The sequence below is a fragment of the Shinella zoogloeoides genome (assembly GCF_003574625.1).
Classification (GTDB): domain Bacteria; phylum Pseudomonadota; class Alphaproteobacteria; order Rhizobiales; family Rhizobiaceae; genus Shinella; species Shinella zoogloeoides_A.
Genome location: NZ_QNUJ01000006.1, coordinates 308,698 through 335,551, shown reverse-complemented (window position 1 = coordinate 335,551; position 26,854 = coordinate 308,698). Strand labels below are relative to the sequence as shown.

30 protein-coding genes and 1 tRNA gene are annotated in these 26,854 nt (G+C 61.5%); 19 read left to right on the top strand and 12 right to left on the bottom strand.

All coding sequences use genetic code 11. The annotated features are described in order from the left end of the window. The first annotated feature begins 31 nt into the window (after window positions 1-31). The gene (locus tag DSD28_RS14440; protein WP_119257098.1) at window positions 32-673 is read left to right on the top strand and encodes a Vgb family protein; all 642 of its coding nucleotides are present in this window, start codon (window positions 32-34) and stop codon (window positions 671-673) included. On the opposite strand, the gene DSD28_RS14435 is transcribed toward DSD28_RS14440, so the two are convergent. Continuing rightward, a complete protein-coding gene (locus DSD28_RS14435; protein ID WP_119257187.1) occupies window positions 670-1,530 on the bottom strand; it encodes an urea carboxylase-associated family protein in 861 nt (286 codons plus the stop codon). The two genes, DSD28_RS14440 and DSD28_RS14435, sit on opposite strands and share 4 nt — an antisense overlap. A gap of 460 nt (window positions 1,531-1,990) precedes the next feature. Between DSD28_RS14435 and DSD28_RS14430 the strand changes: the two genes are divergently transcribed. The 4 genes from DSD28_RS14430 to DSD28_RS14415 all read left to right on the top strand — a co-directional run bounded on the left by DSD28_RS14430 (window position 1,991) and on the right by DSD28_RS14415 (window position 5,822). Beyond that, window positions 1,991-2,608 (top strand): hypothetical protein, encoded by a 618-nt coding sequence (locus DSD28_RS14430; protein WP_119257097.1) that lies wholly within the window; start codon window positions 1,991-1,993, stop codon window positions 2,606-2,608. 337 nt (window positions 2,609-2,945) lie between these two features. Beyond that, window positions 2,946-3,494: a DUF488 domain-containing protein gene (locus tag DSD28_RS14425; protein WP_119257096.1), complete on the top strand. Its 549-nt coding sequence runs from the start codon at window positions 2,946-2,948 to the stop codon at window positions 3,492-3,494. Then, on the top strand, window positions 3,491-4,603 hold the full coding sequence (locus DSD28_RS14420) for a site-specific integrase (RefSeq protein ID WP_245424838.1): 1,113 nt from the start codon (window positions 3,491-3,493) through the stop codon (window positions 4,601-4,603). The genes DSD28_RS14425 and DSD28_RS14420 overlap by 4 nt, the downstream gene beginning before the upstream one ends. A gap of 100 nt (window positions 4,604-4,703) precedes the next feature. Then, entirely contained in the window at window positions 4,704-5,822 is a 1,119-nt protein-coding gene (locus tag DSD28_RS14415; protein ID WP_119257095.1) for a competence protein CoiA, read from the top strand. A 15-nt stretch (window positions 5,823-5,837) separates the two neighbouring features. Here the strand turns inward: DSD28_RS14415 and DSD28_RS14410 are convergent, their stop codons facing one another. Continuing rightward, window positions 5,838-6,173: a helix-turn-helix domain-containing protein gene (locus DSD28_RS14410; RefSeq protein WP_205536204.1), complete on the bottom strand. Its 336-nt coding sequence runs from the start codon at window positions 6,171-6,173 to the stop codon at window positions 5,838-5,840. Window positions 6,174-6,323: 150 nt separating this feature from the next. On the opposite strand from DSD28_RS14410, the gene DSD28_RS14405 reads away from it, so the two are divergent. Then, window positions 6,324-6,947 carry a hypothetical protein gene (locus DSD28_RS14405; RefSeq protein ID WP_119257093.1) on the top strand — a complete coding sequence of 208 codons (624 nt, stop codon included), beginning with the start codon at window positions 6,324-6,326 and terminating at the stop codon, window positions 6,945-6,947. A gap of 147 nt (window positions 6,948-7,094) precedes the next feature. Here the strand turns inward: DSD28_RS14405 and DSD28_RS14400 are convergent, their stop codons facing one another. After that, window positions 7,095-7,397, bottom strand: coding sequence for a hypothetical protein (locus DSD28_RS14400; protein ID WP_119257092.1), 303 nt, complete (start codon window positions 7,395-7,397; stop codon window positions 7,095-7,097). A gap of 47 nt (window positions 7,398-7,444) precedes the next feature. After that, entirely contained in the window at window positions 7,445-8,206 is a 762-nt protein-coding gene (locus tag DSD28_RS14395; protein WP_162911403.1) for a hypothetical protein, read from the bottom strand. Here DSD28_RS14395 and hsdR point away from each other — a divergent pair. The 6 genes from hsdR (at window position 8,205) to DSD28_RS14365 (ending at window position 16,951) form a co-directional block, all read left to right on the top strand. Further along, complete coding sequence (gene hsdR, locus DSD28_RS14390; RefSeq protein ID WP_245424837.1) at window positions 8,205-11,759, top strand: type I restriction-modification system endonuclease; 3,555 nt, start codon at window positions 8,205-8,207, stop codon at window positions 11,757-11,759. The two genes, DSD28_RS14395 and hsdR, sit on opposite strands and share 2 nt — an antisense overlap. Then, window positions 11,759-13,225 carry an N-6 DNA methylase gene (locus DSD28_RS14385; RefSeq protein ID WP_119257185.1) on the top strand — a complete coding sequence of 489 codons (1,467 nt, stop codon included), beginning with the start codon at window positions 11,759-11,761 and terminating at the stop codon, window positions 13,223-13,225. Before hsdR ends, DSD28_RS14385 begins: the two co-directional genes overlap by 1 nt. Further along, on the top strand, window positions 13,222-14,580 hold the full coding sequence (locus DSD28_RS14380; RefSeq protein ID WP_119257090.1) for a restriction endonuclease subunit S: 1,359 nt from the start codon (window positions 13,222-13,224) through the stop codon (window positions 14,578-14,580). The genes DSD28_RS14385 and DSD28_RS14380 overlap by 4 nt, the downstream gene beginning before the upstream one ends. Further along, window positions 14,577-15,509, top strand: a complete 933-nt coding sequence (locus DSD28_RS14375) for a restriction endonuclease (RefSeq protein WP_119257089.1) — start codon at window positions 14,577-14,579, stop codon at window positions 15,507-15,509. The genes DSD28_RS14380 and DSD28_RS14375 overlap by 4 nt, the downstream gene beginning before the upstream one ends. A 144-nt stretch (window positions 15,510-15,653) precedes the next feature. Further along, a complete protein-coding gene (locus DSD28_RS14370) occupies window positions 15,654-16,397 on the top strand; it encodes a hypothetical protein (protein ID WP_245424836.1) in 744 nt (247 codons plus the stop codon). Beyond that, window positions 16,394-16,951 (top strand): type II toxin-antitoxin system VapC family toxin, encoded by a 558-nt coding sequence (locus DSD28_RS14365; RefSeq protein ID WP_119257087.1) that lies wholly within the window; start codon window positions 16,394-16,396, stop codon window positions 16,949-16,951. Before DSD28_RS14370 ends, DSD28_RS14365 begins: the two co-directional genes overlap by 4 nt. A 186-nt stretch (window positions 16,952-17,137) precedes the next feature. Here DSD28_RS14365 and DSD28_RS14360 read toward each other — a convergent pair whose 3' ends face one another. Continuing rightward, window positions 17,138-17,422 (bottom strand): Arc family DNA-binding protein, encoded by a 285-nt coding sequence (locus DSD28_RS14360; protein WP_162911402.1) that lies wholly within the window; start codon window positions 17,420-17,422, stop codon window positions 17,138-17,140. Window positions 17,423-17,550: 128 nt separating this feature from the next. Here DSD28_RS14360 and DSD28_RS14355 point away from each other — a divergent pair, with 128 nt between their 5' ends. From DSD28_RS14355 to DSD28_RS14340, 4 genes are all read left to right on the top strand, one after another. Next, window positions 17,551-17,757: an Arc family DNA-binding protein gene (locus DSD28_RS14355; protein WP_119257085.1), complete on the top strand. Its 207-nt coding sequence runs from the start codon at window positions 17,551-17,553 to the stop codon at window positions 17,755-17,757. Window positions 17,758-17,789: 32 nt separating this feature from the next. Next, a complete protein-coding gene (locus tag DSD28_RS14350) occupies window positions 17,790-18,107 on the top strand; it encodes a hypothetical protein (RefSeq protein ID WP_119257084.1) in 318 nt (105 codons plus the stop codon). Beyond that, the gene (locus tag DSD28_RS14345) at window positions 18,107-18,376 is read left to right on the top strand and encodes a hypothetical protein (protein WP_119257083.1); all 270 of its coding nucleotides are present in this window, start codon (window positions 18,107-18,109) and stop codon (window positions 18,374-18,376) included. Before DSD28_RS14350 ends, DSD28_RS14345 begins: the two co-directional genes overlap by 1 nt. An 89-nt stretch (window positions 18,377-18,465) precedes the next feature. Further along, window positions 18,466-19,419, top strand: a complete 954-nt coding sequence (locus tag DSD28_RS14340) for a tyrosine-type recombinase/integrase (RefSeq protein WP_162911401.1) — start codon at window positions 18,466-18,468, stop codon at window positions 19,417-19,419. Window positions 19,420-19,512: 93 nt separating this feature from the next. On the opposite strand, the gene DSD28_RS14335 is transcribed toward DSD28_RS14340, so the two are convergent. After that, a tRNA-Ile gene (locus DSD28_RS14335) sits at window positions 19,513-19,588 on the bottom strand. Between the two features lie 156 nt (window positions 19,589-19,744). Between DSD28_RS14335 and DSD28_RS14330 the strand changes: the two genes are divergently transcribed. Next, entirely contained in the window at window positions 19,745-20,494 is a 750-nt protein-coding gene (locus DSD28_RS14330) for an SIMPL domain-containing protein (protein ID WP_119257081.1), read from the top strand. 202 nt (window positions 20,495-20,696) lie between these two features. Here DSD28_RS14330 and DSD28_RS14325 read toward each other — a convergent pair whose 3' ends face one another. From DSD28_RS14325 to DSD28_RS14310, 5 genes are all read right to left on the bottom strand, one after another. Further along, window positions 20,697-21,110: a hypothetical protein gene (locus tag DSD28_RS14325; RefSeq protein WP_119257080.1), complete on the bottom strand. Its 414-nt coding sequence runs from the start codon at window positions 21,108-21,110 to the stop codon at window positions 20,697-20,699. A gap of 105 nt (window positions 21,111-21,215) precedes the next feature. After that, complete coding sequence (locus DSD28_RS14320; protein ID WP_119257079.1) at window positions 21,216-21,572, bottom strand: nuclear transport factor 2 family protein; 357 nt, start codon at window positions 21,570-21,572, stop codon at window positions 21,216-21,218. Between the two features lie 55 nt (window positions 21,573-21,627). Then, window positions 21,628-22,050 (bottom strand): secondary thiamine-phosphate synthase enzyme YjbQ, encoded by a 423-nt coding sequence (locus DSD28_RS14315; RefSeq protein ID WP_119257078.1) that lies wholly within the window; start codon window positions 22,048-22,050, stop codon window positions 21,628-21,630. 13 nt (window positions 22,051-22,063) lie between these two features. Continuing rightward, entirely contained in the window at window positions 22,064-22,189 is a 126-nt protein-coding gene (locus DSD28_RS26390; RefSeq protein ID WP_281048102.1) for a hypothetical protein, read from the bottom strand. A 50-nt stretch (window positions 22,190-22,239) separates the two neighbouring features. Continuing rightward, on the bottom strand, window positions 22,240-22,593 hold the full coding sequence (locus DSD28_RS14310; RefSeq protein WP_119257077.1) for a DUF1428 domain-containing protein: 354 nt from the start codon (window positions 22,591-22,593) through the stop codon (window positions 22,240-22,242). Between the two features lie 160 nt (window positions 22,594-22,753). Between DSD28_RS14310 and DSD28_RS14305 the strand changes: the two genes are divergently transcribed. Next, window positions 22,754-24,400, top strand: coding sequence for an alpha/beta hydrolase (locus DSD28_RS14305; protein WP_245424835.1), 1,647 nt, complete (start codon window positions 22,754-22,756; stop codon window positions 24,398-24,400). A gap of 230 nt (window positions 24,401-24,630) precedes the next feature. Here DSD28_RS14305 and DSD28_RS14300 read toward each other — a convergent pair whose 3' ends face one another. Beyond that, the gene (locus DSD28_RS14300; RefSeq protein WP_119257075.1) at window positions 24,631-25,737 is read right to left on the bottom strand and encodes an ABC transporter substrate-binding protein; all 1,107 of its coding nucleotides are present in this window, start codon (window positions 25,735-25,737) and stop codon (window positions 24,631-24,633) included. A 300-nt stretch (window positions 25,738-26,037) separates the two neighbouring features. Between DSD28_RS14300 and DSD28_RS14295 the strand changes: the two genes are divergently transcribed. Then, the gene (locus DSD28_RS14295; RefSeq protein WP_119257074.1) at window positions 26,038-26,610 is read left to right on the top strand and encodes a hypothetical protein; all 573 of its coding nucleotides are present in this window, start codon (window positions 26,038-26,040) and stop codon (window positions 26,608-26,610) included. Window positions 26,611-26,854: the final 244 nt, after the last annotated feature.

The window sequence follows — 26,854 nt, the reverse complement described above, 5'->3', positions numbered from 1 at the left end:
TCGATCGACCAACGATCCGGAGGAAACGACGATGACCAGGAGCGAAGCAGAGATCATTCGCGAATACGGCCCCTTTCCCGGCGTGGAACAGGTGCATGGCGTGACCTATGACGGCACGAACCTCTGGTTCGCCTCCGACGGAGGCGTCAAGGCCGTCGATCCCGATAACGGCACGGTGCTGCGCACCATCGACGTGGCCGCCCATGCCGGCACCGCCTATGACGGCCGCCACCTCTTCCAGATCTCCGAGGACCGGATCCACAGGATCGACCCCGAAAACGGCAAGGTGCTCGCCACCATTCCCGCGCCCGGCAATGGCGGCGATTCCGGCCTCACCTGGGCGGAGGGTTCGCTCTGGGTCGGCGAATACCGCAGCAGGCAGATCCATCAGATCGATCCGGAAACCGGCGCGGTCATCCGCGTCATCCGCAGCAACCGCATGGTGACGGGCGTCACCTGGGTGGACGGCGAGCTCTGGCACGGCACCTGGGAGGGAGACGAAAGCGACCTGCGCCATATCGATCCCGAAACCGGGGCCGTGCTCGACACGATCGTCATGCCCGCCGGCACGGGCGTTTCGGGCCTTGAATCCGACGGAGCGGACCGCTTCTTCTGCGGCGGCGGGCGAAGCGGCACGATCCGCACCGTCCGCCGCCCGCAGAGCAACCGTTAAAGGCCGTGGGTGCCGTCGTAGCCGTTGACCGGCGGCGGCGCCCAGCCCTTCGGCAGGCCCTTTGCCTTGTAGACCTCGACCACCATCGGATGGCAGGCCGCCGTGTCGGAGGAGTGCTCCGACGAGCAATCCCCGCCCGGGCAGGCCGACATGCAGCCGAGAAGATCGATCTCCGCGAAGAATTCCAGATAGTCGCCCGGCCGCACCGGGCTTGCCTTCATGAAATACTGCCCGGTGTCGCGCGTGAAGCCGGTGCACATGAAGACGTTCAGCACGTCGTGCACGTAGCCTTCCGCCTCGCGCGGCGCCATGCCGGTCTTCTGCGCGAAGGCGCGCGTCAGGTTGGAATGGCAGCAATGGTGGTACTGGCCGCCATGGCTGAGCAGGTTGTGCGTATAGGGATCGCAACGCGTGCCGATCACGTCATGCACCGCGCCGCCGAATTCGTCGAAGCCGTACCAGTCCAGCGTGTCATGGGTGATGGTGGCGATGGGGCGCAGATAGGGGAAATTGGAGAAGAGCTGGTCGCCGAGCCCGACATGGGTGCCGTTCAGCGCCCGCGTCTTGCCGGTATAGAGCCGTTCCTTCAGGTCATTGGCATTGAAGAGGTTGAGGTCGCCGACCTGCGGCCCCTCGCTGCAGACGATACGGCAGAAATGCCCCGCCGGCACCGACCACGTCGCCGCCTCGCGCGGCGGCACGACGATGGTCTCGACCAGCTCCAGATCGTCGCGCAACGCACGATAGGCCGAAAGATCCGGCCGCGGCAGGCTCTCCACCGGATAACAAACCACCGGCTTCACCGCCTTGCGCGCCGCCGCCTCCGCGGGAGCCGCCGTAATCGGATTGGGCTTCATGAAATCCTCCTCCACAGACGCCTTCCGGGCGCCTACTCCAACCTTGTTGAATAACATTATTATGATTGTTCAACAGAAAGCAATCGAAACAGCGACGCGGCATGTCGGATTGCACAAGGAGACCACCTTGCCGGCAAACCCGCATTCAAACGGCTGAAAATGAAGGAAAATGGTGGGCCCGGAGGTTCAGCCACTATCAAACCATTTCAAAGAGTTGGATTGGCTAATACCCAAAAACCTCGCCATTGGTTCAAAAAGGCAATTTTCTCGATTGGCTAACGCAAGTGAGCCGTAGCCACAGCGGCAATCGCTGCACATCCTCCTAAGAAAGCGGCCCCGGCGGATCGCACCCAGCCGAGGCCATTGAGAACACTCCGCACATCCAATCGCCGGGTGAACGACGCAATTATAGCACGTCCGTCCTCGGCAATGAACCACGTTCAAACGTGGGAGAAGGACGATGAACAAACAATCGACCTCGAAGATCGCACCACTCCGCAAGCTGATTGCCGAGAGCATCGCAAACCAGCCTCACGAACTTGATGGCTTCCTGTGGGCGGCTCATCCCCAGGAATGGTACTGCTTCAAGCTGGGCATATCCAAAGAGACGCTGCGCCGGTGGATCAGCAAACCGCCGTTTGTGCGCCAGGTGAAGCAGATTGACGGAAAAAACATGACGCTGCTCCGGGAGGGGGAGCTGGGGCCCATTACGCATCGTCATATCGCGAACATCATGTCGAACATCTTCCGAAAGAAGTTCGATAAGCCAGTAACGAGGAAGGAATACGGCTGCCTGATCGGACTGGCAGAGACTTGGCCACAGGGAGAACAGGTAGAAATTTTCAAGATAGTGCTGGCTGACTGGCAATCATTCATGTCAGGCGTCCATTGCATTATCATGGAAATGCAGGATGCCGGTGAGGACGCGGTGAAGCGGTTCTATTCGTTCCCGTCGATCTCGGTAATGCGGCGGTTTTCCGATGTCGGTCTTGAGCTTCATCTGATGAAGGTGCAGGCATCCATCAATGCTGCATCAAAGCCGCTGACAACTGACCATCTCGACGATTGCCCCTTCTGATCACGTTGATGACCGAATGCATCTTGTCCACGTAAACAAGAAAATACACCTAAGAACCACTATTATAACAGGGGACAAGATAATTCGGTCATAGTAGTTCTAAGAGCGGTCGCACTCGCTGACGCTCGTACTCGACGCCAGAGGAGTTTACCTGTTCTCCGGAGCGATAGCAGAACGTGGGGACAAGATGCATTCGGTCATCGATCCCGGACATTTTAAGCTGGAACTGATCTGCTGCTACAGCAGGATTAATTGATTATCCCTATGTTTTATTTGTGTAATTTTTCTCATCCGCATGCAAGGATACCTCATATAAGGAGGTAACTGCTTGAAGAATATGATTTTTAGCGTCGGGCACTCGAACCTAACATGGGATCATTTCCGGTCACTGATCGAGGCTCCTGACATCGGCGTCGTGCTGGATGTCCGATCCACCCCTCGGTCCCGCCTGCATCACTTCAACAAGCCCGAGCTGCGCTATCGACTGAATTCCATCGGGATCAGCTACGTGCACATGGGCGACCAGCTCGGGGGCCGTCCCACCAGCGGTGCTGCCGACTACGAGACGATGGCAACGACCGCTCCTTTTCTCGACGGAATTGCCAAGGTGCTGGAGATCGCTGGCCGCTGCCGCCCGGCGCTCGTGTGCGCCGAGCATGAACCTCTCGAATGCCACCGCTGCCTGCTTGTTGCCCGGCATCTGGTCGAGCATCATGGTGCGCAGGTTGTCCACATCCAACGAGATGGCCGGATCGAGCCCCACGAGGACACTGAAGATCGATTGTTGTCGAAGTGGGGAGACGGTGGCGATCTCTTCCGCACCCGCGCCGAACGTCTCGCTGTGGCGTATCGTCTGCAAGCACGTAGGCTGGGAGCGGGCAAATGAAATCCGACCTTTTCACCTCTGTCTTCTCAAAAGATGATGTCGCAGCCCCGGCAGACACTTACGACGATGGCAGCCGCGTTGCATGTCATGATGGGGAAGCCCGAGACGACGAAATCGACCATTCCGTAAAATCCGACATGATGGCTTCATCAGATGGAAAGACCGGCGGCGATAAAATTGCAATTAATTGCAATTTCGCGGACCAGCCTTTTCAAGGGCTTTCCACGCCCGTTCGCGATTTCGTATCCCAATCCATCGCCGCAAGCACCAAACGCGCCTATGCCGCCGATCTGGCCTCCTATGAGGCATCCGGAAGGAAAATCCCTTCCTCCCCGCAGGACGTTGCCGAATACCTCGCCGGGAAGGCGGGCACCCTCGCCGTCGCCACGCTCCAGCGGCACCTTGCTGCGCTCGCGAAAGCGCATCGCGCAATCGGCGCTCGTGATCCGGTAAAGTCCGAGTTGATCGCATCCACGATGCGCGGCATCCGCCGGACATTCGGTGTCGCACAGCGGCAAGCAAAGCCGCTGCTGCGCGACGATCTGTTCGCGGCACTCGACAAGCTCGGAGACCGACCGAAGGATGTCCGAGACCGGGCGCTGCTTCTTCTCGGCTTCGCCACCGCCATGCGTCGATCTGAGCTTGCCGCGCTCGATGTGGCCGACGTGGAATTCGTCACCAAGGGCATGCTCGTCACCATCCGCCGCTCGAAAACCGACCAGGAGGCGCAAGGACGCACCATCGCGGTTCCGTTCGGTCGAACCCGCCATTGCCCCGTGGCTGCCCTGAAGGAGTGGCTGGAGCTGGCCGAGCGCCGGGAGGGGCCAATCTTCGTCTTCATCGACAAGCACGGAAATGTCAGTAGCTGGCGAATTTCCGGAGGGGGCGTGAGCCATGTCGTGAAAACCCGCATCGCGGCGGCAGGCTACGATCCCACGCTGTTCTCGGGCCATTCGCTGCGGGCGGGTTTTGCGACCTCTGCGGCGCAAGCTGGGGCATCGACCCATAAAATCCGACAGGTAACGGGCCATCGATCCGAGGCCAGTCTTGCGCGTTATATCAGAGACGCCGACCTGTTCGCCGACAATGCTGCCGCCCGAGTACTGTAGGAGGCGGCACGGATTGCAGCACATTGACGATCAGGAACTGGCACAGCAGCACGGTGAGTGATCGAGTTCGTGTCGCGGGCGGATTGGAGCGGCCTGTCGAATGCCGGGATTGAAACAGCCGTCCGTGATGTGCAGATTGGAGCAGCCCAATAGTTGCCACCAGCAGGAAGATGATTTGCCTCTGCGTTGTCTCGATCAGTCCGGTGCAAGCATTCACGCCTTCGACCTGAAGGCGGAGGAATGGGACGATCTCGCCAATCGTAACAGACGTGACCGCCACCTGCGCATGTCGTGCTGCTCGGCACAGGCCACTCTGCGCCGCTCGTCACGCGGCACCCAGTTCTTCGCGCACAAGGCTGTGGGAGAGTGCCAGACTGCGCCGGAAACGGAAGTCCATCTGCGGCTGAAGCAGATGGCGGTCGAGGCCGCTCGCGCCCAGGGTTGGACGGCGGAGGCGGAGGTTTCTGGCGTATCCCCTTCTGGCGAGCGATGGCAGGCCGACATGCTGGCGTCCCGCAACGGCGTCAAGGTTGCCGTTGAAATCCAATGGTCCAGCCAGACGGCTGAGGAGACACTGCGCCGCCAGGAGCGTTACCGACAATCAGGTATTCGTTGTCTATGGATTGCTCGAACCGCGAGATTACCCGTAACCCAGAGCCTGCCTGTCGCGCATATCGCCGACAAAGGGGCGGAGCCACTCCGGGTCGAGCTGTCGAGTGGACAAACAATACCTGTCGATCAGTTCCTCGACGCAACCTTCGGCGGGCGATTTAAGTTTGGCGTACCTTTGGGTATCCCGGCGACGGTATCGGTGCGAGCCGGTCCTACCCAGTGTTGGCATGACAGTTGCCGGTCACGCACGACGATAATCACCGGCGTTGATGTCATGTTCGGCCCGAACGTCTGTGGGTTCGGTGTTGACGATCTGGGCGCCTATCCAGCTCTGTTTGAGATTATTCGAGGCCATCTCCCGAGGGACCAGCAAATCGGCGCAATCAAGCCACGCTTTAGCAAAACACGCGGAGAGCCCTATCTCAGTAACGGCTGCTATCGATGCGACCGGCTCATCGGCGCATTCTTCGAGCATGACGCTTATGAGGAGCAAGATGTCTTATGTGCGTTCCCGATCCGCCTAACGGAACTGTGGCAACGGGCGATAGATCAGCACCACGGTTACGACAATGGCTGGGCGGTCTATCCCCCCGACGACGGGCTCTGAAGTTCCCGCGTCACGTTACCGCTTCTGTCTCAGTGCAGCGTCCACAACCCCGTTGATCCAGGTAAGTTCGTCTTCACCCAACCCGGCAAGTCGGATTATGAGCGCCGTGAAGACCGGGCTGCGTTTTTCCCTCGGCGGTAATTCTGCTGTGAACAGCTCTGCCGGATCAACACGCAGCGCATTCGCCAGCTTCTCGATCAGGGGAAACCGCGCCCCCGTCGCGCCGGTCTCGATCTTGGAAATCATATCCACGCTGACAGACGCAGCCGCCGCAAGCTCATCCTGCGTCAGTCCCGCCTTGCGGCGATGAGCGGCAACCAGTCGCCCAAATCGCTTCCGAAGATCATCCATGCCGCCCTCCGCCATCCTGTGTAGAGGGGCGGTCGCGGCAACAGCAGTGATGTAATTTCAGAAATTTACCTAAATCCGTAATCTATTTACAGGAAACGGGAACTAGTTTCCGTATCTATGGAAACTCGTAAATCAAGGAGTACGGGAACGATGGTCAAGCTGATTGCAGCCACCTTGCTGGCGACAGCCGCCATGATCGGCGCGGCGCAGGCCGATGACATGGACGTCTATCAGACCTGCTGGGCAGAGGCATCGACATCAGTCCTCGACCAGAAGGGCGTCACGGAAGAGACCCTGAAGGAAGCGGTGCGCAAGGCAGATGGCATGTGTGAGTACCAGAGGATCAGCGTCATGGCGTCTGGGCAGTCGCCCAAGGAGATGCGGGAATACATGGAGGTCCAGCTCTACAACGCAAACCCGGTGCAGGAGACCCAGGTGGCGGCAGCAGAGCCCGAGAGGAAGATCGAGAAGGTATCTGGCTTCACCCCGAAGGTCGGCTACAACCTGTATAATGCCCGCACAGGTTTCCTGTGCCGCTTTCCGTCCGACGTGGAGAACGCTCGCGGGCTACTGGATACGAACCGCGCTCACCTGATCGAGCAGATCGGTGGCTGCGTCGTGATCGACAGGCCCATCGAGGTCGAGAAGATACAGACGCTCTACTCCGCTATCGAAGTCCGGTACGTGAACGCCAATGGCAAGATGATCACCGCCTTCACGAGCGACCGCACCTTCCGCACGAAGTCGGAGTGGAACCGGTTGGGGATCGAGTGACGTGTGTCGTTGTGGCAAGGTAATTGCAGTCCGTCTCAGCGGGTATAATTCCCTATTATCGGGCGCTAACGGCGAGGTTGTAACCGACGCAGCGAGCGTCAAAACAGGCGAAGTCACAGACCATCGCAGCGGTGCCGACCTTGCTCTCTACTGGCAAGCATCGCCCAGCTCCAGCTCGTAGGTGGTCTTGCCGACGCCCTGCGGCGGCACTGGCTTCAGGTAGACCGTCAGGTCGCATTCCTGCGTTCTCACCTGCCATTCACGCGCCCCATCGGCGCGGGTTCCCGTATTGGCGACATGGCCAATCGGCGCTTGACGAAGCGCATCCGCCACCGCTGCGCTGGACAGGATGGTGCCGATCTGTTCGGCGCTGTCATAGAAGCCCGACACGGCTGCCTGAGCCGGGATGGCGGCGATGACCAATGCCAGCGCGGTCAAAATGGATTTCATGTTACGGCTTCCTTCGTGGTGCATCGTTTCTGGCCGTCGTGATGGCCTCAATGGACGGTCCCGCTCGTCACCCTCGTGAAATTGAAATGCAGGAAACGCCCAAAGAGCGGCGTCTTGCGGTAGCAGCGGCCATAGACGCTGCCGTATCGCTCGGTGTCGGGATGCAGTTCGATCATACCCAGCCAATTCAGGGGGCGCATGAGGCGGGACAGAAGGTAGTAGCAGGCATCCTCCAGCGGGCTGAACCGATAGTTGGTGATGAGGTCAATAGGCAGGCACCAGCCCGCCAGTTCCGTCATCGGCATCCAGTCATCGAGCCGGTTCTTGATCACTCCGAGAAAATGCACGAAGTCAGCGTCGTCGTAGTCGATAGGGAACCGTTCGTGGCTGAGGAAGTCATAGCCGGTGAGATATGTGTCGAATAGCTCGGCCTGCAATGCGCCGTGATCGCCGATCATCGCCTTGCCCGTCTTTGTCAGTAGCGCCTTGCCTTTGTAGCGGCGGATCAGCCGTGCGCCGACCAGAAGCTCGTGCATGACGGCCAGGGGCGGGAAGTCCTGCTCGTTCAGCACCTTGCTGACGAGATAGAGCTGCTCCACCTCATAGCCGGGCCATCGGAAATCCTCCGCCGCCCAGGTGACGAACTTGCGATTGAACGCGCCGGACTTGGTGAGCAGGATGCCGTCATCCTCGTTGGCGCGGCTGAGCACCTTCATGGTGTTGATGCACATCGTGCTTCCCGACAGGTCGGATACGCCCAGGCTCTCGTTGAGCATGATGATGGGGTCGATCCTCGATGGTCGTATCATGGCGGCAATGATCCTGCGTCTTCCGGCCTATACCATAGGCGGTTTTGCCGCTGGCGAAAGTCAGCCTCGCATGGTCACCGCTCAAACGGCTGATGTCGGAGCCGAAAATACCATGTCGATGCTGGACAAATCTTTACGGCCTCGTGCAATGATTGCGGCCACGGGGGCGGATATGGTTGCATCACTGAACTTTGAGTTTCTTGCCGGGCATGACAATCGACTTGTGAAACTGGGCGGGCTCGCCGAACAGTATTTTAGCGGCGATCCATCGACGGCGATTGTCAAGCTGCGCCAATTCGCCGAACTCATGGCAAAGTTGATCGCCGCTCGCCATGGCTCCTACCGTGACGAGCGCGAGACCTTCGATGAAACCTTGCGGCGGCTGTCCTACGAACGGATCATCCCGAAGGAAGTTGCCGACGTTTTCCACGCGCTGCGCAAGGCGGGCAACACCGCTGTTCACGAGGCCAAGGGCGATCACGCCAATGCGCTGACCTCGCTCAAGTTCGCCCGGTCGCTCGGCGTCTGGTTCCATCGCACATACGGAAAACAGCCCGGCTTCACGCCCGGCGCTTTTGTTCCGCCCCGCGAGCCAATCGATGCCACCGCATCACTGCGCCAGGAGATCGAGGCGCTGCGGCGCAAGGTGGCAGAGAGCGACGACGCAGCCACCGCTGCTCGCCTTGAGGCCGAGGAGCAGGCTCGCGCCCGTGAGACGGTCGAGGAACGGTTGAAGCGCGAGGCGGAGGAGCGAGCGACTTGGGAACAGCTTGCCCAAGAGAGCGCGGCGGAGAAGGAGGCCATCGCTGCCAAGCTCGCCGGTCTTCAGGCAGCGGCGGAAGCGGCTCCCCGCGTCGAGGTTCAGGAGCTTGTCGAGCGCGGTGAGCAGGCAGCCGCGAAGATCGACCTCGATGAGAGCCAGACCCGCGCCCTGATCGATCAGCAGCTTCGGGATCGTGGCTGGGAGGCGGATACCAAAACGCTGCGCTACAGCGCCGGTGTACGTCCCGCCAAGGGCCGCAACATGGCGATTGCCGAATGGCCCACGGCCAGCGGTCCCGCCGACTACGCGCTGTTCATCGGCATGATGCTGGTTGGCGTCGTTGAGGCGAAGCGCCGCCGCAAGAATGTCTCCGCCGCCATCGACCAGGCCGAACGCTATTCGGTCGGGATCAAGGACAGCACGGACTTTGTTTTGGCTGGCGGGCCTTGGGGGGAGCATCGTGTCCCTTACGTCTTCGCCGCCAATGGTCGCTCCTATCTGAAGCAGATCGAGACCGAGAGTGGTATCTGGTTTCGCGATGTCCGACGTAGCGCCAATCATCGCCGTGCGCTGGTGGACTGGCTGACGCCGGATGGCATAGCGCGGCTTTTGGAGATCGATCTCGACGCGGCCACTGCCGCCCTCAAATCGCAGCCGTTCGAGTTCGGTTTTCCTCTGCGCTCGTATCAGGAGGCGGCGATCCGCGCCGTGGAGGCGGCACTGTCTGGCGAACAGCGGTCCATGCTGGTGGCGATGGCGACCGGCACCGGCAAGACCAAGCTCGCCATCGCCATGCTCTACCGGCTGCTGTCGGCCAAACGCTTCCGCCGCATCTGCTTCGTCGTGGATCGCAGTGCCCTCGGCCACCAGACCGAAGGTGAATTCTCGACCACCAAGGTCGTGTCGGGCAAGACCTTCGCCGAGATTTTCGGCCTCAAGGGGCTGGAGGATGTTACGCCCGATCTGGAAACCAAGGTGCATATCTGCACGATCCAGGGACTGGTGAAGCGTGTCCTCTTCGCCGCCGATACCTCGGAGGCTCCGCCCGTCGATCAGTACGACCTCATGGTCATCGATGAGTGCCATCGCGGCTATCTGCTCGACCGGGAGATGTCGGACGCCGAACTGAGCTTCCGGGGGCAGGACGACTACATCTCCAAGTACCGCCGGGTGCTCGAATACTTCGACGCCGTGAAAATCGGCCTGACGGCAACGCCAGCCCTGCACACCGCCGACATCTTTGGCGAGCCGATCTTCCGCTATTCCTATCGCGAGGCCGTCATCGACGGCCACCTGATCGACCACGAGCCGCCGATCCGGATCGAAACCGCTCTGGCCCGGTCGGGCATCGATTTTGCTGGAGGCGAGCAGGTCGAGTATCTTGTGCCGGAAACCGGCGAGATCAACACGGCGACCCTACCGGACGAAATCCACTTCGAGGTGGAACAGTTCAACAAGCAGGTGATCACGCCGGAGTTCAACCGCGTGGTGGCTGAGGAGCTGGCCAGGCACATCGACCCGGCGCTGCCCGGCAAGACGCTGATCTTCGCCGCCACCGATGCCCACGCCGACATGGTGGTCGATGCGATCAAGAAGGCGTTCAGCGACGCCTATGGCGAAATCGATGATGCGGCGGTGAAGAAGATCACCGGCAGCGTCGATAAGGTGCAGAACCTGATCCGCTCGTTCCGCAACGACGCCAATCCGCAGATCGTTGTCACCGTCGATCTTCTGACCACCGGCGTCGATATACCGAAGATCACCAACCTCGTGTTCCTGCGCCGGGTCAACAGCCGTATCCTTTATGAGCAGATGATCGGGCGAGCGACGCGGCAATGCCCTGAGATCGGCAAGGAGGTGTTCCGCATCTTCGACGCCGTGGACCTTTACCCGCATCTGCAAGGTCTGACGGACATGAAGCCGGTTGTCGTCAACCCGTCGATCAGCTTCGAGCAGCTTGTGCGCGAGATGGTCGAGGCGACCGACGATCACCAGCGCGAGACGATCCGCGAGCAGATGGCCGTGAAACTTCGCCGCCGTCTCAAGAAACTGCCCGAGGATGCGCGGCAGCGGTTCGAGGCGGTTGCGGGCGAAACGCCGGAAGCGATGTTGCAGCGGTTGCTGGTTGGCGATGCGCCAGGACTTTCCGCCTGGTTGAAGGACCGCGCTGCCATTGGCCCGATCCTCGATTGGCAGGGCGATGGCGGCAATCCGCGTATCGTGCCGATCTCGACGCACGGCGATGAGGTTGTTGCTGTCACGCGAGGGTATGGCGAAGCTGAGAAGCCCGAAGATTTCCTCGATAGTTTTGCCGCCTTCGTCCGCGACAACGTGAACAGCATCGCCGCACTCAAGCTGGTGGTGACGCGCCCCCGCGATCTCACTCGTGCCGATCTGAAGGAGCTGCGCCTGGCGCTCGACCGCAAGGGCTATTCGGAAGCCAATCTGCGTCGTGCCTGGGCGGATGCGAAGAACGAGGAGATCGCCGCCTCGATCATCGGTTTCGTGCGCCAGGCAGCGATTGGCGATCCGTTGACCCCGTACGAGGATCGCGTCAGATCGGCGATGCGCTCGATCATGGCGAGCCGCTCGTGGACCGATCCGCAGAAACGCTGGCTGTCGCGGATCGGTGAGCAGATCGAAAAAGAAGTGATTGTTGACCGCGAGGCCATCGACAAGGAGCCGTTCATCGCCGATGGAGGGTTCAACCGTCTCAACAAGGTGTTCGGCGGGGAGCTTGAAAACATCCTTGCCGGGATCAACGAAGAAATGTGGAAGAAGACCGCCTGATGACAACAACCACCGACATCGTTGCCAAGCTCTGGGGCCTCTGCAATGTCCTGCGCGATGATGGCGTCACCTACAACGAGTATGTGACCGAGCTGACCTATCTGCTGTTCCTGAAGATGTTGGAAGAGACGGGGCGCGAGGAGCGGCTGCCTGACGACTATCGCTGGGGCATCCTCGCCAAGCGCGAGGGCATGGAGCAGCTCGACTATTACAAGGCGATGCTGCTCGATCTCGGCAAGGCCAGGGACGGCCTGATCAGCGCGATCTTCACCGATGCGCAGACACGACTTCGGAAGCCGACCAATCTCAAGGCGTTGACCTCCAACATCGATCAGCTCGATTGGTTCTCCGCCCGCGAGGAAGGTCTCGGCAATCTTTATGAAGGGCTGTTGGAAAAGAACGCCGCCGACAAGAAATCCGGCGCGGGGCAGTATTTTACGCCGCGACCGCTGATCGATTGCATCGTTCGGCTAATGCAGCCGCAGCCCGGAGAGGTCGTGCAGGACCCGGCAGCGGGCACGGCGGGCTTCCTCGTCGCCGCCGACAGGTACATCAAGGATCACACCGACGATCTTTACAAGCTCTCGCCTGAGCAGGCGCACTTCCAGCGCAACAATGCCTTCGTCGGCGGTGAGCTTGTGCCGGACACGCATCGGCTTTGCATGATGAACCTGCTGCTGCACGGCATCGAGAGCGGCGTGGTGAACATCGACACATTGTCGCCGGACGGCGATGGCTTGCCCAAGGCCGATCTGATCCTGACCAACCCGCCCTTCGGCACGAAAAAGGGCGGCGGTCGCCCGACCCGTTCCGATTTCTCGGTGACGGCGGACACATCGAACAAGCAGCTTGCTTTCGTCGAGCACATTGTCCGCGCCCTCAAGCCTGGTGGCCGTGCCGCCGTGGTCGTGCCGGACAACGTACTGTTCGAGGACAATACCGGGCGGCGTCTGCGTACCTGGTTGATGGAGCTTTGCGACCTGCACACGATCCTGCGCCTGCCGACCGGCATCTTCTATGCGCAGGGCGTCAAGACCAACGTGCTGTTCTTCCAGCGCGGCAAGGCCGACAAGGGCAACACCAGCGCCGTGTGGGTCTATGACATGCGGGCCAATATGCCAGCCTTCGGCAAAACCCGCCCGCTGACCGTGGCCGACTTCGCCGAGTTCGAGACCGCCTATGGTTCCGATCCGAACGGCGGTGCCGAGCGGAAGGATCAGGGCGAGGATAGCCGGTGGCGTATGTTCTCCCGCGAGGCCATCACCGCCCGCAACGACAATCTCGACATCGCATGGTTGCGCGATACCGAAGCCGAAGCCGAGGAGGCGCTGACCGAGCCGGAGGACATCGCCGCCGCCATCATCGGCCACCTCAAGGCCGCACTGGAAGAGATCGAGGCGTTGTCGGAGGAAATCGAGCCTAACAGCATCGAGGAGGCTACTGGTGTGGCGGAGGCAGCGGAATGAGCGAGCTGCCGCAGGGGTGGATTGAAACACACGTCGGCGATGTTGCCGACATCAGCTCGGGTTTTGGGTTCCCAGAACGATTTCAAGGCAAGGCAACGGGTGACTTTCCCTTCGCCAAGGTTCGAGACATTTCCTATGCACACCGGAACCACCGTGGTCGGTTAGCCACTGCAGACAATTACGTTACACACACTGATCTGCTCGACCTAAAAGCTCGCCCTGCACCGGCAGGGTCAGTCGCGTTTGCAAAAATCGGCGAGGCGTTGCGTCTAAACCGCCGCGTTCTATTGGAGCAGGACACGATCCTCGACAACAACTGTATGGCTGTCACTGGCGACCGTCGCGCCATTGAAACCGAGTATCTATACCAGTTTTTGACCACGGTAGATTTGTCACCATTTGCCGTCGCAACTACGGTTCCGTCTGTCCGCAGGGGAGACGTTGAGGGGATCGCATTGCCTCTACCTCCACTGCCCGAGCAGCGGCGGATCGTGGCGAAGATCGACAGCCTCACCGGCAAATCCAGACGCGCCCGCGATCACCTCGACCACATCCCCCGCCTCGTCGAGAAGTACAAGCAGGCCGTGCTCGCGGCAGCGTTCCGAGGCGATCTGACGCGGGAGTGGCGGGCATCGCATACGCCGCCCGACGCCGACTGGGAAACGATAGAGTTGGGGCAAATCGCAGATGTTGGTACGGGGGCTACGCCGAAGCGTGGGACTTCTCGATACTATGACGGCGGAACCATCCCATGGGTGACCAGTGGTGCAGTGAACGACGAGATAGTGCGGGGCTCGGAGGAGTGCATCACGGCTGCCGCGCTGCGAGAAACCAATTGCCAGCTATATCCGGTTGGTACACTGCTGCTGGCAATGTACGGGGAGGGAAAGACCAGAGGCAAGGTGGCCGTTCTCGGGATGGAGGCTGCGACAAATCAGGCGTTGGCGGCAATCGTTGTCCACCGCAATAGCCCCGCAGAACGAGATTTCGTTCACTGGTATTTGCGTAGTCAGTACCTCGAACTCCGCGAACAAGCCGCTGGTGGAGTACAGCCGAACCTAAACCTCGGCATTGTCAAGCGAACTCTCCTCCCGCTACCGCCACAGATTGAACAACGAGAAATCGTTCAAAGGCTCGAAGCCGCCTTCGCCTGGATCGACCGCCTCACCGCGGAGGTGACCAGTGCCCGCAGGCTGATCGATCGGCTTGATCAGGCCGTTCTTGCCAAAGCCTTTCGTGGAGAACTCGTGCCGCAAGACCCCGAGGACGAACCCGCCAGCATGCTCCTGGATCGGATAAGGGCCGAGCGCGGCGCAGCTCCGAAGACGCGAAGAGGACGGCGACCAGCGGCATGAGCATTCCCGACTATCAGAGCCTGATGCTGCCCGTTCTGCGCCTCGCAGCCGAGGGCGAAAAGCGTGTCGCCGATGTGGAGGACCGGATCGCCAACGATCTCGGCCTGACGCAGGACGAACGTGAGGAACTACTACCCAGTGGCCGCCAGCGCGTACTGCACAACCGCATCCACTGGGCCAAGTTCTACATGACCAAGGCTGGGCTGCTCGCTTCTCCGGCACGAGGACGGTTCGTCGCCACGGACGATGGCAAGGCCATTCTCGCTGCCAACCCCGACCGGATCGACGTGAAGTTGCTCCTCCAGCGCCCGGACTTCCGTGAGTTCTACAAGAACGCCAACGGCTCGGATGCCAATGGCGGCGAGGCCGCGAAGGTCCAGACCCCGCACCCTGATACCGACGCCACGACGCCGGAGGAGCAGATCGAGGCTGCCTATCAGGCGGTGCTGACCGCACTGCGAGCCGACCTCCTCGACAGGATCAGTCAGAACAGCCCGGCATTCTTCGAGGGACTAATTGTCGATCTTCTCGTCGCAATGGGCTACGGCGGCTCACGCAAGAACGCAGCCGAGCAACTTGGTCGATCCGGCGACGGCGGTGTCGATGGCGTTGTGAACGAAGACCGACTGGGCCTCGACCGCGTGTATGTCCAGGCGAAACGCTACGCCCCTTCCAACTCTGTCGGGCGTCCGGACGTGCAGGCTTTCGTCGGCAGCCTCGTTGGTCTCGGGGCGACCAAAGGCGTGTTCGTGACGACCTCCACTTTCAGCCAGCAGGCCAGAGATTTCGTGAAGCACCTCTCTCAGAGGGTGATCCTGATCGACGGTCAGCGCCTCACCGACCTGATGATCGAGCACGACGTTGGTGTCCGCATCAGTCGCGCCATTGCGTTCAAACGCCTGGATGAGGATTTCTTCACGGAAGAATAGCGGCGGCGCTGCCGTAGGGAGACCATGAAGTGCTGCTATTTCCTGCCACGATGAAAATGTACCGTTTGGTTTCAGGGGCGATCAATGGTAGTCGTCTGGCAAGGTGGTCGGATTTTGCGCCGGCCAGCGTGAGGCATGATTAGAATGAGCGAATACAGGTTTCACATAGAAAACAGCTACACGCCGGAAACGCTGCCGATGGACCGGCTTGCGGAGTACATGGCGGCGTATGCCCGTTTGCTCGGTGAAACCGCCAATGTTCATTTTCAGGGTGTCAAGACGGGTTCCGCCATCCTTGTCGCTGCTGTGGATGAACCGGCGCAGCCGAAGGTGCAGGACAGGGTGCGGAGCCTTCAGCGAGGGAGCGCACCCAAGGATGCCCTCAAGGCGTTTGACGAACTCGATGAGATGCTCCGCAAGGATAATGCGACCGGCGAGCTGAGCGGGAACGATGGTGCTGTCATTCTGCCGTTTCCCGGTCGTACCCGGCCTGAGCCGCTGGTCTTTGGCCCGATACGGCAGGAAGGCAGCCTTGAGGGGCAGGTCATCCGCGTCGGTGGTAAGGATGACACTATCCCTGTTCACCTGCGCGATGGTGCCGTCATCCATAGCGGCCTCAACGCTACAGCCGACATCGCTCGGAAGATCGCACAGCATCTTCTCGGCCCGACCTTGCGCGTTTACGGCAGTGGGACATGGTATCGGGAAGCCGATGGCAGTTGGGTTTTGAAGAGCTTCAAGATCACCGATTTTGAAGTTCTGGGCGACGAGCCGCTGGAAGATGTGGTTGCCTCCCTGCGAAAGATCAAAGGAAGCACCTGGAACGAGGTTCCCGATCCTGTTCGCGCACTCCTTGAAGATCGTCACGGTGGCGGAGACGCGAATTGATTGTTGCCTTCGACGCCAACATACTGGTCTACCTCTTTGATGAAAATGCCAATGCGCCGACCAGTAAGACCACCGGCCTGCCGGTGGAGCGTTGCCGTGAGCGTGTCGAGTATCTGCTCGCGACCCTCCAGCGGGAAAAGACGAAGATCATCATCCCCACGCCCTCGCTGGCCGAAAGCCTTGTAAGGGCGCAGGATGGAGCGCCGGAACGCCTCTCGATCATCAAGAGAAGCAAGCATTTCCGCATCTCGCCTTTCGATGAGCGTGCGGCGGTAGAATATGCCGCCATGCAGGTTGAACGCCGCCGGAGCGGTACGAAATCCGAAGCGGCGTCAAAGGCGAAAGCCAAGTTCGATGACCAGATTGTCGCTATAGCCGCTATCGAGGGCGCGACGGTTATCTATTCTGACGACGGGGACATCAAGAAGCTGGCTGGCTCGAAATTCGAGGTCTTGGGCATTGAAGACCTGCAACTTCCGCCCGAAGATGACCAGACATCATTCAAATTTGATCCGCCGATAACCGGTGAAAATGACACCGAAGACAGTGAGTAGCGGCTAGCTTATCTGCAAATTCATCAACCGCTGGAACGCCTTGGATGATTTCAGTTGATCCGAAGGCCGGCGGCTCACTCAGTTTGCGACCGACCTTCGCGGGGCTGGTGGTGGGATAACTGACCTTGTGCAATTAATTGCAAATTTAATCGAATTTTAACGATCAGCAGATGCGACGCTATTTCGCTAGTCGCCCTTTTCGAGTGTTTCATTGATCTTCTCAAGCTCGGCCATGATGCCGAGGACGGCGGCCTCAACGGACGACAGGCGTTTGTCGTGATCCGGCACTGGAACCGTGAGCCGTGCCGCTGGTGTTGTGTTGGCGCCAGCCTCTTCCGCTGCGAAGCTCCACTCCAGACGCCGGATGATTTCATTGCTCGTGGTCCGGCTCCCATTGTCCGCTGCCTTGTCCACCTTCTCTTTCAAGGCCGTAGGGAGGCGCAGCTTAAACTGTGGGTCTGTTCTTTTCATCGTTCGTTTCCTGATTTGCGTCGTCATTAACTATCACGAACGGACGGACCCAAAAAGTACCCGGCATACTCTCGCGCTGGGTCCGCTAGGGTTTATATTGGGTCCTATATTTGATGGAGAGCGGACCCATGCAGACCAAAGAATTCAAGATCAGATTGCCGGAAGACCTCAAAGCCTGGTTGGAAAATCGCTCGATCCGCAACTTCCGTTCCATGAATAAGGAACTGGTTGCCCTCCTGTCCGCTATCCGCGACGGCGAGGAGAACGGCGCGAACTTTGAAAAGCTTGCTAATCCGTCCGGTATCTCCGGCGACACGCCTTTGTTTCCCACCTGACCCAGCCATCGAACAAGTAAGGAGTATCGAAAATGAGCAATCGTCACGAACGTCGCCGCGCCGCCAAGGTCATGCGCGTTGAACAGCGCACCATGTCCGTTGAAGAGTTTGCCAGCCTCCCCAGCGGTTGCGCATGGGCGGGCTGTACGGCCACCACCGCCGAGCCGCACAAGCACAGTTGGAGCAATATGCTCATCTACCGGGGCAGGCCAGCATTGGACTTTCTCGAAATCGATCCACGCCAGATGGCGCGGGATTGTGTCCTTTGCCCCGAACATGCCCGCTATCTTGACGAGAACCTTCTGGTGGAGATCGGCGGGCGTCTTCGCAACGTCGCGGGGAATGCCTAATGCCTGATAGCACCCTTGACAAGCTCCCGCTCCAGAAGTCCCCCGGCAAAGGGGGCTTCAGCTTCTTTAAGAAGCTCCAGCAACCGACGCCCCAGAAGCCCGCCTTCACCATTCCGAAGATGAAACAGGTGGCGAAGCTGGCGGAAGGCATGGGAAAACAGGTGACGGGCTTCACCGTCAACGGCGACGGCGGTTTCACGATCACCGCCGTTGAACCCGGCACCTTCACCGGCTCCGAACCGAACCCCTTTGACGCGGTGCTGAAATGATCCGGCACAAGCTCCCGAAGTATGTTCGGCACTATCAGGACCGCACCGGCACATGGCGCACCTATCTGCGCAGGCCGGGGAAGCCACAGATGCCCTTGCCGGGGCCGTTGTTCTCCGAAGCGTTCTTCATAGCCTATCACAAGGCCATGGAGGGCGGCGCGAAGCCGGTCATAGAGGCGGGAGCATCGAAGACCAAGGCAGGCACCTTCGACGCGCTCATTGCCGCCTATTACAAGTCGTCGTCCTTCACACAGTTGGAGAAGTCCACGCAATCGACCTACCGGAACCAGATCGAACAATTCCGTAAGGAGCATGGCACGAAGCCCGTTGCCGCGCTCAAGGCGAAGCATGTGGACGCCATCCTTGGCGGGATCGCCGCCAAGTCCACGGCGCAGGCCCAGAAGCTCCGCAAGCGCCTTGTAAAGCTCATGGCCCTTGCCGTGAAGTGGGAATACATCACCGACAATCCGATGCTGAACGCCGAGCGCGTGAAGCACAAGGCCAAGGGTTACGAGACGTGGACGGATGACGACATTGCCGCCTTCCGCGCCCATTGGGAGGACGGCACGCCCCAGCGGCTTGCTTTTGAAATCCTGCTCTATACCGGTCTTCGGCGCTCCGACGCCGTAAAGCTGGGACGGCAGCACATTCAGGGTGATTACATCGTCATCACCACCAAGAAGAGCGGCGACATGGTGGAACTGAACATTCCTATCCATGACGATTTCCGCAAGGTGCTGGACGGCGCGGAGAAGAAGCACCTGACATTCATCACCACGGCTTATGGGGCGGCGCGTTCCGAGAAGGCTTTCACCAACTGGCTTATCGAAGCAGGCCGGGAAGCTGGTCTTCCCTCGCATCGTTCGCCCCACGGCGTCCGCAAGGCGGCTTGCCGCACCCTTGCCGAAGCAGGCTGCACCGCGCTGGAAATCATGTCCATCACCGGACACACGAACATAAAGGAGATCGAAACCTATTGCGCCGCCGTCAACAAAAAGCGGCTCGCTCAGATCGCAATGACCAAGAAACATGGTGCAGCATGAGAACGAACGAAAAACAGAAATTGGCTAACCCGATTTCAGAGTTAGCCAAAACCGCCAGCAACATATTGAAAAATATAGGAAAAAAAGTAGAAATGGTGGGCCCGGAGGGACTCGAACCCCCAACCAAGCGGTTATGAGCCGCCGGCTCTAACCATTGAGCTACAGGCCCGTTCCGGCCGGATGGCCGGGGCCGTCGGTCAATGGCAGCCGACGGTGGGAAAGCGTCTAGACGAAATCGGCCATTCTCACAAGCGCTGCCGTATTCTCCACACAATCACGGGCGAAGAACGCGGCAAGGGACACAACCATCAGGAGACATTCCAACATGTTCCACGGAAGCTTGGGCCGCCGCACCGGCGCCAGCCTCGTCGCCCTCTCGCTCGCTCTGGCCGCTGCCGTTCCGGCCGCCGCACGGGCCGAGGAAGCCGCGAAACCGCGCGAATCGACCATCGTCGTCACTGGCGAGGGTTCGTCCGAAATGGCTCCCGACATGGCGCTGATCGACCTCGGCGTCGTCAAGGATGCCAAGACCGCCCGCGAGGCGCTCGACGCCAACAACAAGGCCATGGCCGAAATCCTCGCCGCGCTGAAGGAAGCCGGCATCGAGGAGCGCGACCTGCAGACCTCCGGCTTTGCGATCAACCCGCAATACCAGTACACGCAGAGCTCCACGGGCGAGAACCCGCCGCCGGTCCTGACCGGCTTCCAGGTCACCAACACGCTGACCCTGCGCGTGCGCGACCTTTCCAAGCTCGGCGAGATCCTCGACAAGGCGGTGACGCTCGGCGCCAACCAGGGCGGCGGCATCCGCTTCACCAACGACAAGCCCGACACCGCCGTCAGCGCCGCGCGCAAGAAGGCCGTCGAAAACGCCATCGCCAAGGCGAAGGAATTGACGGCCGCCGCCGGCGTCGATCTTGGCCGCGTGCTGGAAATCTCGGAAACGAGCTACCGCGCCGAGCCCATGCCGATGATGCGCGCCGTCGCCAAGGACTATGCCGGCTCCGTGCCGATGGCGACCGGCGAGAACAGCTATTCCGTCGTGGTCAACGTGACCTTCGCGCTCGGCAAGTAAGCCGGGCGGCACGCAGACAAGCGAAAGGGCCGGGAAACCGGCCCTTTTTCATTTGCAGCGGCAAGCCTTGGCCCCGGCACGGCACGCCAACGCAAAAACCCTCCCGGCGGAACCGGGAGGGTAGCCGTCCATCGGCCGGGGGTGACGAGATGGACGGTTTCCGTCGCGAGCCTGCGGGCGGTCGCCCGCCTGCCCCTTGGCGTTACATGGCCGGGCAGCCACGCTCGTTCGCGAAGATGATGCGGCGATAGTCGCCGCGGCGGAAGCCTTCGACCACGACGCGGCGCGGCGACATGTCGACGATGCGGGCACGGCGCAGGCCGAAATCGCGAGCCTTGGCAATCGCCAGCTCCGGCGAGCAACGGCCGCGGCGACCCCAGTCGCCATGGCGGCGGTCAGGGCGGCGGTCGCGATCCCAGCGATCGCCGCGATCACGGCGATAGTCCTCGCGATCCCAGCCGCCGTCATAGTCCTGGACCTGCAGGAAGCCGTTGCGGTAGCCGGCCGGCTCGACCGTGACGCTCAGGCCCGCAGCGGAGGCGGCCGGAACGGAGGCGGTCAGCGCGCCGAGCCCAAGGACCGCGGCAAGAAGCGTCTTTTTGAGAATGGTCGTCATGGAAGGATCTCCTGTTCGTTCCGACCGGATTGTTCTGTCCGGCGATTGGGGAAACCATATGGCGGCTGATCTGAACGCAGACCGAATTCGTCGTTCAGCCTGCGTTCAACTTTCCGCGGTGGAAAAGAGCGCAAAGCGCGTGATGAGCCCCTCCTCCAATTCCAGAAGCAGGATCTTTTCCTTCGAATAGGCAGCCCCGCCGGCGGCCTTGCCGCGGGCCGTCAGGCGGATGGCGATCGTGTTGCCGGAGGCGTCGCTCATCGCCAGCGCATCGCCATAACTTTCGTCGAAGGCTTCGAAATGCCGGGCAAGCCGCTCCCGCAACGCCTCGCGGCCATTGTCGCTGCCTTCGCCGATGCCGGAAATGGCGACGTCCTCGTCGACCCTGCCGGCGATCGCGGCGAAATCGCGGGCATTCAACGCCTCGACGACCGTATCCCTGATGCTTTCCCTGTCAGCCATGGATGTCTCCTCTTTCCAGCGGCAGGGAAACGTTCCATCGCGCGAACGGGTTCCGTCAAGAGCCGAGATGCAGCACGATCTCCCGCCGGTGCGGCCGGTCGCGATGCTCGAAGAGATAGAGGCCCTGCCAGGTGCCGAGCGCCGGCCGGCCGGCCATGACCGGAATGCCGATCGAAACCTGCGTCAGCGCCGCCTTGATGTGGGCCGGCATGTCGTCCGGCCCTTCCAGCGTATGCACGATCCAGCCCATGGCGGGATCGTCGGAAGGCGGCACGAGGCGGCGGAAGAATTGATCGAGGTCGCGCCGTACATCCGGGTCGGCATTTTCCTGGATGAGCAGCGAGCAGGACGTATGGCGGACGAAGACGGTCAGCAGGCCCGTTTCCACGCCTGCCTTGCGCACGAAGGCCTCGACCTCGCGGGTGAACTCGTAGAGCCCCTGCCCGCGGGTCGAAACCGAGATGACGGTCTGCGCCACGGCGCCGCCCGCCTCAGCCGATCGCCCAGAACACCGTGCCGGCGATCACGATGAAGGCGAGGATGACGCCCATGAAGCGCACGAGGCCGGCATTGGTGTCGGTCGTGGTGCCGACGATCGCGTAATAGAGGTCCTTCATGGCAAGTCCTTTCTTCCGGTAGCCCGCGTGATAGCGCAACCGCCCGCCGCTCACAACTCGACGAAGGCCTCGAAACCGCCATAGATCATCCGCTTGCCGTCGAAGACGTCCTTCCAGTCGTCGCCTTGCAGGCGGGCATCGGCCATGACCTTGGCGAGGACCTCGTCGCGGCGCGCGCGCGATTCATAGGTGATCCAGGAAAAGATCACGACCTCGTCGTCGCTCGCCAGCACGGCGCGGGGAAACGAGGTGAGCTCGCCATAGGGAACGTCGTCCCCGATACATTCCACATAGTCTATCGCGCCGTATTCCTTCCACACCGCGCCCGCCGTGCGCGCCATCGCCTTGTAGGCCTCCAGATTGGCCTTCGGCACCGCCAGCAGAAACCCGTCAACATAGGCCATGTCCGCTTCCTCCTTGTTGGGACATGACAAGGACGTGTGTCAGTTCCGCGATCCGACAAGGGGGGAGGTTATTTCACCGGCGGCCAGCGGCAGCTTGCGCCGCTTCGGCCGCCATGCGAGGTTTACACCCCGAAGGCGTTGAAGCGGAAGGGAGATTGTCGTGCGGGATTGGTTCTGGCGGGTCGTCCTTTCCCTCTCCGCCACCGGCCTCGTGCTGGGCACGCTTTTCTTCGCCGCCTCGCTGACGCCGAGTCTCCTGCCGCGCACCTACCTCACCCAGGGCATGCTTTCGGGCATCGCCATGGCCTGCGGCTATGGGCTCGGCGCGCTCTTTTCCGCGCTGTGGTTCTGGCTGGAACTGCCGGAGCCGAAGGACCGCCTGCGGCGGTGGATCATGATTATGGCGGGCAGTCTTTCCGGCATCGTCGTGCTCGTCTTCCTCTGGCGCACGGCGGAGTGGCAGAACTCCATCCGCACGCTGATGAACCTGCCGCCGATCGAGACCGCCCATCCCTTCTATGTCGGCCTCATCGCGCTCCTCGTCTTCCTCGTGGTGTTCGGCCTCGGGCGGCTCTTCGCGTTCCTGGTCCGGCTCTTCGCCCGGACATCGCGCCGCGCGGCCCCGCGCCGCCTTTCCTATGTCATCGGCACGGCGCTCGCCGCGACGCTGTTCTGGACGCTGGCGGACGGGCTTCTCCTACGCTTCGTGCTGCACACGGCCGATTCTTCCTTCCGGCATCTCGACCAGGTGATCGAGCCGGACACGGCGGAGCCGACCGATGCCATGAAGTCGGGCAGCGCCGCCTCGCTGGTGCGCTGGGACGAGCTCGGCCGCATGGGCCGCGCTTTCGTGGCGAGCGGGCCGTCATCCGCCGACATCGCCGCCTTCACCGGCAAGCCGGCCATGGAGCCGCTGCGGGTCTATGCCGGGCTGAACGCCGCCGAAACGGCGGAGGCGCGGGCGAAGATCGCGCTCGACGAGCTGATCCGCGTCGGCGGCTTCGAGCGTTCGACCCTTCTCATCGTCATGCCGACGGGCACCGGCTGGGTCGATCCCGAGGGCATCGACACGGTCGAATACCTGCATCACGGCGATATCGCGAGCGTCGCCATCCAGTATTCCTATCTCGCAAGCTGGCTCTCGCTGCTGGCCGAGCCCGATTACGGGGCGGAGGCGGCGCGCGCCCTCTTCCGCGCCGTCTACGGGCACTGGACCGCCCTGCCGAAGGCGCACCGGCCGAAGCTCTACCTCTACGGCCTCAGCCTCGGCGCCCTCTCCTCCGAGCAGTCGGCGGAACTCTTCGAGGTGATCGGCGATCCCTACCAGGGCGCGCTCTGGGCCGGGCCGCCCTTCCCCAGCCGCATCTGGCGCAAGATGACGGCCGAGCGCAATCCGGGCACGCCCGCCTGGCTGCCGCGCTTCCGCGACGGCTCCTATGTGCGCTTCACCAGCCAGCGCAACGCCCTGCCCGAGGCGGGCGACCACTGGGGGCCGATGCGCATCGTCTATCTGCAATATGCCAGCGATCCGATCGTCTTCTACGATCCCTATTCCTTCTACCGGCAACCCGCCTGGATGGCCGTGCCGCGCGGACCGGACGTCTCGCCGGACTTCCAGTGGTACCCCGTCGTCACCTTCCTGCAACTGACGCTCGACATGGCGATGGCGACGACGACACCCATGGGGCTCGGGCATGTCTATGCGGGCGAGCACTATATCGACCCGTGGATCGCGGTGACGGACGTGACGGACTGGAGCGCGGCGGACATCGCGCGGCTGAAGGAGAAGTTCCGGGCGGGGCGGTAAGGGACGGCCCCTCATCCGCCTGCCGGCACCTTCTCCCCGCAAGCGGGGAGAAGGGACATGTAGGACCGTTGCCTTCTTTCCCCATCGGTCCGATTTGCAGGAAACCGGCCCGGAATTCCCCTTCCCCGCTTGCGGGGAGAAGGTCGCGGCAGCGGGATGAGGGGCAGCCCTCCCCACAAACGAAAACGCCGGGGCAAAGCCCCGGCGTCCGCATTCGAATGACGACAGCCTTATTCGGCGTCGACGATCTTGCCGTCTTCCCACTTGAAGAGCGAGAAGCTCTGCGAGGTGAGGTCGCCGGTCTCGCCGTAGGTCAGCTTGCCGATGGCGGTCGGGATGGCTTCGCCGGACTTCAGGGCGGTGGCGACGGCAACCGGGTCTTCCGCGCTGCCGGCCTTCTCGATGCCGGCCTTCAGAACCTCGACGGCGGCATAGGCATTGAGCGTGAAGGCTTCCGGCGGGACGCCCTTTTCCTTGAGAACAGCGACGGCCGCCTGCGAGTCGGGGCTCTTCAGCGCGTCGGACGCGTTGGTGAAGAGCGTGCCGGCCGAAGCGTCGTTGCCGATCGCCCAGTATTCGCTGTTGGAGAGGCCTTCGCCGCCGATGATCGTGGCGCTGACCGACATGTCCTTCAGCTGGCGGGCGAGCAGGCCGCCTTCCGGATGGTAGCCGCCGAAGTAGATGACTTCGACGCCCTCGGACTTGAGGCGCGTGACCAGCGCGCTGAAGTCCTTGTCGCCGGGCGTGATGGAATCGTAGAGCACCTCGTTGACGCCGCCCTTGTTGAGCGCCGCCTTGAAGGCGTCTGCCAGGCCCTTGCCGTAGGCGCCCTTGTCGTGGACGATGGCGACCTTCTTGTCCTTCATCTTGGCCAGCACATAGGCGGCGGCGACTTCGGCCTGCTGGTCGTCACGGCCGCAGGTGCGCAGCACGTTGGTGAGGCCACGCGCGGTGAGGTCCGGCGCGGTCGCGGTCGGGGTGACCATCAGGATGCCGTTCTCGGCCAGTACGTCGGAAGCCGGGATGGCAACGCCGGAGGTGACCGGGCCGACGACGAAATGAATGCCTTCGCCGACGATCTGGTTGGCGGCCGAAACGCCCTGCTTGGGCTCGCCAGCATCGTCCGTCAGCTTCAGCACGACCTTTTCGCCGAGGATGCCGCCGTTCTTGTTGATCTGGTCGACGGCCGCTTCCGCGCCGTTCTTCACCTGGTCGCCATAGGCGGCGACGGGGCCGGTGAGCGGGGCGATGAGGCCGATGACGATATCGGCATGGGCGAGCGGCGCAAAGGCGACGGAGGCCGCAAGGAAGGCTCCGGCGAAAATCTGCTTCTTCATGGTTCTCTCCTCAACTGGGGCCGCCAAGGGGCCCGGTCGCAAGCCATTCTGCGCCCGGACGGCGCAGGCCGTGTCCGATAGCAGGACGGGGTACTTTCACGCTCCGGAACAATCGTGCGCGAAGGCCCGGCGTGCTGTGGATTGATTAGGCCGGCAGGGCAAAAAGCGCAACAAAATAATGCAATTGCACCTTTGCCGGGCGGTTTTGGCGCACCCGGCATAAGGATGCACTGCAATTGAATCAAAACGGATTGTTAAGATTTACCATTTATAAACACCCGGAAATTTTGAGGATCCACGATGCGTTGCGTATTGATCGTCGTCCTCCTGCTGCTCGCCGGATGTGCGTCCGTCCCCAGACAGACGCAGAATGCCTGCGCCATCTTCGAGCAGCGCGACGGCTACTTCGATAACTGGCGGAAAGCCGCCTATAGTGTAGAGCGCGAATATGGCGTGCCCGTCCCCGTGCTGATGGCGACGGTCTATGCGGAGTCCGGTTTCCGGCACAACGCCCGCCCGCCGCGCACCAAGCTCTTCGGCTTCATTCCCTGGAAGCGCCAGTCGACGGCGCTCGGCTTCTCGCAGGCGCTCGACGGCACCTGGGCGCGCTACAAGCGCGAGACGGGCCGCTGGTCCGCGAGCCGCACCGATTTCCGCGACGCCATCCGCTTCATCGGCTGGTATCATACGGAGAGCAACCGCCGGAACGGCATCGCGCTCAACGACACGTACCGGCTCTACATCGCCTATTACCACGGCCATACCGGCTACCAGCGCGGCAACTGGAGCGCGACGGCGAAGGCCGGCGCCAAGCGGGCGTCGACCATGGCCGGCAACTATGCACGGCAATTGCAGAGCTGCGGTGGATGGTGAGTTTGGCGGGGGCGATTGCCCCTCACCCGGCTGCCGCCACCTTCTCCCCGCAAGCGGGGCGAAGGGATATGCGGCACCCTTTTCCAGTCACATGACCGTGTTTGTTTGAGGAAACCCAGGCATCCTTCCCTTCTCCCCGCAAGCGGGCAGAAGGTGGCGGCAGCCGGATGAGGGGCAGACACATCCCACAAACAAAAAGCCCCGCAACCTCTCGGTCGCGGGGCTTTTCGGTTTCTTCGCCGCC

Excerpts from the sequence above, each read along its gene's own strand:
- DSD28_RS14440 (WP_119257098.1), top strand. The coding sequence starts at position 32 with ATGACCAGGAGCGAAGCAGAGATCATTCGCGAATACGGCCCCTTTCCC.
- DSD28_RS14435 (WP_119257187.1), bottom strand. The coding sequence starts at position 1,530 with ATGAAGCCCAATCCGATTACGGCGGCTCCCGCGGAGGCGGCGGCGCGC.
- DSD28_RS14430 (WP_119257097.1), top strand. The coding sequence starts at position 1,991 with ATGAACAAACAATCGACCTCGAAGATCGCACCACTCCGCAAGCTGATT.
- DSD28_RS14425 (WP_119257096.1), top strand. The coding sequence starts at position 2,946 with ATGATTTTTAGCGTCGGGCACTCGAACCTAACATGGGATCATTTCCGG.
- DSD28_RS14420 (WP_245424838.1), top strand. The coding sequence starts at position 3,491 with ATGAAATCCGACCTTTTCACCTCTGTCTTCTCAAAAGATGATGTCGCA.
- DSD28_RS14415 (WP_119257095.1), top strand. The coding sequence starts at position 4,704 with ATGCCGGGATTGAAACAGCCGTCCGTGATGTGCAGATTGGAGCAGCCC.
- DSD28_RS14410 (WP_205536204.1), bottom strand. The coding sequence starts at position 6,173 with ATGGATGATCTTCGGAAGCGATTTGGGCGACTGGTTGCCGCTCATCGC.
- DSD28_RS14405 (WP_119257093.1), top strand. The coding sequence starts at position 6,324 with ATGGTCAAGCTGATTGCAGCCACCTTGCTGGCGACAGCCGCCATGATC.
- DSD28_RS14400 (WP_119257092.1), bottom strand. The coding sequence starts at position 7,397 with ATGAAATCCATTTTGACCGCGCTGGCATTGGTCATCGCCGCCATCCCG.
- hsdR (WP_245424837.1), top strand. The coding sequence starts at position 8,205 with ATGGCGGCAATGATCCTGCGTCTTCCGGCCTATACCATAGGCGGTTTT.
- DSD28_RS14395 (WP_162911403.1), bottom strand. The coding sequence starts at position 8,206 with ATGATACGACCATCGAGGATCGACCCCATCATCATGCTCAACGAGAGC.
- DSD28_RS14385 (WP_119257185.1), top strand. The coding sequence starts at position 11,759 with ATGACAACAACCACCGACATCGTTGCCAAGCTCTGGGGCCTCTGCAAT.
- DSD28_RS14380 (WP_119257090.1), top strand. The coding sequence starts at position 13,222 with ATGAGCGAGCTGCCGCAGGGGTGGATTGAAACACACGTCGGCGATGTT.
- DSD28_RS14375 (WP_119257089.1), top strand. The coding sequence starts at position 14,577 with ATGAGCATTCCCGACTATCAGAGCCTGATGCTGCCCGTTCTGCGCCTC.
- DSD28_RS14370 (WP_245424836.1), top strand. The coding sequence starts at position 15,654 with ATGAGCGAATACAGGTTTCACATAGAAAACAGCTACACGCCGGAAACG.
- DSD28_RS14360 (WP_162911402.1), bottom strand. The coding sequence starts at position 17,422 with ATGAAAAGAACAGACCCACAGTTTAAGCTGCGCCTCCCTACGGCCTTG.
- DSD28_RS14355 (WP_119257085.1), top strand. The coding sequence starts at position 17,551 with ATGCAGACCAAAGAATTCAAGATCAGATTGCCGGAAGACCTCAAAGCC.
- DSD28_RS14350 (WP_119257084.1), top strand. The coding sequence starts at position 17,790 with ATGAGCAATCGTCACGAACGTCGCCGCGCCGCCAAGGTCATGCGCGTT.
- DSD28_RS14345 (WP_119257083.1), top strand. The coding sequence starts at position 18,107 with ATGCCTGATAGCACCCTTGACAAGCTCCCGCTCCAGAAGTCCCCCGGC.
- DSD28_RS14340 (WP_162911401.1), top strand. The coding sequence starts at position 18,466 with ATGCCCTTGCCGGGGCCGTTGTTCTCCGAAGCGTTCTTCATAGCCTAT.
- DSD28_RS14330 (WP_119257081.1), top strand. The coding sequence starts at position 19,745 with ATGTTCCACGGAAGCTTGGGCCGCCGCACCGGCGCCAGCCTCGTCGCC.
- DSD28_RS14325 (WP_119257080.1), bottom strand. The coding sequence starts at position 21,110 with ATGACGACCATTCTCAAAAAGACGCTTCTTGCCGCGGTCCTTGGGCTC.
- DSD28_RS14320 (WP_119257079.1), bottom strand. The coding sequence starts at position 21,572 with ATGGCTGACAGGGAAAGCATCAGGGATACGGTCGTCGAGGCGTTGAAT.
- DSD28_RS26390 (WP_281048102.1), bottom strand. The coding sequence starts at position 22,189 with ATGAAGGACCTCTATTACGCGATCGTCGGCACCACGACCGACACCAAT.
- DSD28_RS14310 (WP_119257077.1), bottom strand. The coding sequence starts at position 22,593 with ATGGCCTATGTTGACGGGTTTCTGCTGGCGGTGCCGAAGGCCAATCTG.
- DSD28_RS14300 (WP_119257075.1), bottom strand. The coding sequence starts at position 25,737 with ATGAAGAAGCAGATTTTCGCCGGAGCCTTCCTTGCGGCCTCCGTCGCC.
- DSD28_RS14295 (WP_119257074.1), top strand. The coding sequence starts at position 26,038 with ATGCGTTGCGTATTGATCGTCGTCCTCCTGCTGCTCGCCGGATGTGCG.